The organism is Micromonospora sicca, from assembly GCF_003172935.1.
Taxonomy (GTDB): domain Bacteria; phylum Actinomycetota; class Actinomycetes; order Mycobacteriales; family Micromonosporaceae; genus Micromonospora; species Micromonospora sicca.
This window is the reverse complement of the sequence record NZ_QGKS01000159.1, coordinates 1-1,986: the sequence shown is the minus strand read 5'-3', so window position 1 is coordinate 1,986 and position 1,986 is coordinate 1. Positions and strand designations below refer to the sequence as shown.

At 70.9% G+C, this 1,986-nt stretch carries 2 protein-coding genes; both read left to right on the top strand.

Annotated features, from left to right (window positions below; translation table 11 throughout):
• Window positions 1-570, top strand: a 570-nt coding sequence (locus tag DKT69_RS08005) for an IS607 family transposase (protein ID WP_236647393.1), incomplete at its 5' end; no start/stop codon positions are given.
• Window positions 567-1,986 (top strand): IS607 family element RNA-guided endonuclease TnpB (gene tnpB / locus DKT69_RS08000; RefSeq protein WP_161557782.1); only part of this gene is annotated, 1,420 nt, incomplete at its 3' end. The genes DKT69_RS08005 and tnpB, both read left to right, overlap by 4 nt.

Here is a 1,986-nt window from a genome sequence, read left to right as displayed (position 1 = left end):
CTTGCCGAGTGGGCGCGCCGTAACGGTGTGCACCCGCAGACCGCGTACCGCTGGTTCCGGGAGGGGACCATGCCGGTGCCCGCTCGGCGTCTGCCGTCCGGCACGATCATGGTGGAGGTGACCGACGACGCCCGGCAGGGTCAGGTCGTCGTCTACGCCCGGGTGTCGTCGGCCGACCAGCGAGCCGACCTGGACCGGCAGGTCGCCCGGGTGACCGCCTGGGTCACCGGGCGGGACATGGCCGTCGCGCGGGTGGTGACCGAGGTCGGGTCCGCGTTGAACGGGCGGCGCAAGAAGTTCCTCGGGCTGCTGCGCGACCCGGCCGTGTCGACGATCGTGGTGGAGCACAGGGATCGGTTCGCGCGGTTCGGTGCCGAGTATGTTGAGGCGGCGCTGGCCGCGCAGGGGCGCCGGCTGATGGTGGTCGATCCAGCCGAGGTGGACGACGACCTCGTGCGGGACGTCACGGAGATCCTCACTAGTCTCTGCGCCCGACTGTACGGCCGCCGCGCAGCGGCGAACCGGGCCAGCCGCGCCGTGGCCGCCGCCACCACCAAGGACGAGTCGTGAAGCGGTACGAGCCGCCGGCCGGCTGGACCGTGCAGGCGTACCGGTTCGCCCTCGACCCGAGTGACGCCCAGGTTCTCGGTCTGCGCCGGAACACCGGCGCGGCTCGGTTCGCGTACAACCACATGCTGCGGCGGGTCAGCGCGGTGAAGGCGCAGCGCGCTGCCGAGGCCAGCTACGGAGTAGCCGAGGCGGACCTGACGCCATGGCAGGGCTGGTCCCTGCCGGACCTGCGGCGCACCTGGAACGAGATCAAGCAGTGGGTGGCGCCATGGTGGGCGGAGTGTTCCAAGGAGGCGTTCAACACCGGCCTGGCGAACCTGTCCGCAGCACTGGGCAACTGGCACGCGTCACGCACCGGCACCCGCAAGGGCCGCCGGATGGGCTGGCCCCGCGCCAAGAAGAAAAACGGCCGTAGGTCGGCCCGGTTCACCACCGGCGCGATCCGGGTCGACCCCAGCTACCGGCATGTGATGCTGCCCCGGCTGGGTCGCATCCGCACCCACGAGTCGACCCGCAAGCTGGCCCGCCGGGTACGGGCGGGCACCGCGACGATCCTGTCCGCCACGGTCACCGAGACCGCCGGCAGGTGGTTCTGCTCGTTCCAGGTCGCGGTCCAGCGCACGGTCGGACGGCGGCCGGCGCACGCGCCGAAAGCCGGCCGGGTCGTCGGCGTGGACGCCGGGATCAAGCACCTGGCGGTGCTGTCCACCGGCGAGATGGTGCCGAACCCGGCGCCGTTCAAGGCCGCGTTGAGGAAACTCGGCAAGGCCCAACGCCGGGCCGCCCGGCGGATCGGCCCCTACGACCCGGAGGCCAGGCGCAAACGGACTGCGTCGAACCGGTGGCAGCGGGCACAGGACGCGGTGGCTCGACTACACGCCACAGTCTCGGCCGTCCGCGCCGACTCGTGGCACCAACTCACCACCCGCCTGGCGCAGCAGTTCACCACGGTCGTGGTCGAGGACCTCCACGTGGCCGGGATGGTCCGCAACCGCAAGCTGGCCCGGTCCCTGACCGACGCCGCCCCGGCGACGCTGCGCCGGCACCTCGGCTACAAGACCGGCTGGTACGGCAGCACGCTGTACGTCGCCGACCGGTGGTACCCCAGCTCCAAGACGTGCTCCGCCTGCAAGACGGTGAAACCCAAGCTGTCGCTGGCCGAGCGCATGTTCCACTGCACGGCGTGCGGACTGTCCCTGGACCGGGACGTCAACGCGGCACGTAATCTTGCCGCGCTCGTGCGGCACGTCGACCTGGAGTTGCTGGGCGACGCAAAAACAGGACGTGGAGCCTACGTAAGACCCGTAAGACCTGCACCCGCAGGCGGGGCAGCGGGCCGTGAAGCGTCTAGACCGGTTCATCCGGTCAACGTCGCCCGGCAACGGACGACTGCCAATCATGAGTCACGTTTGCTCA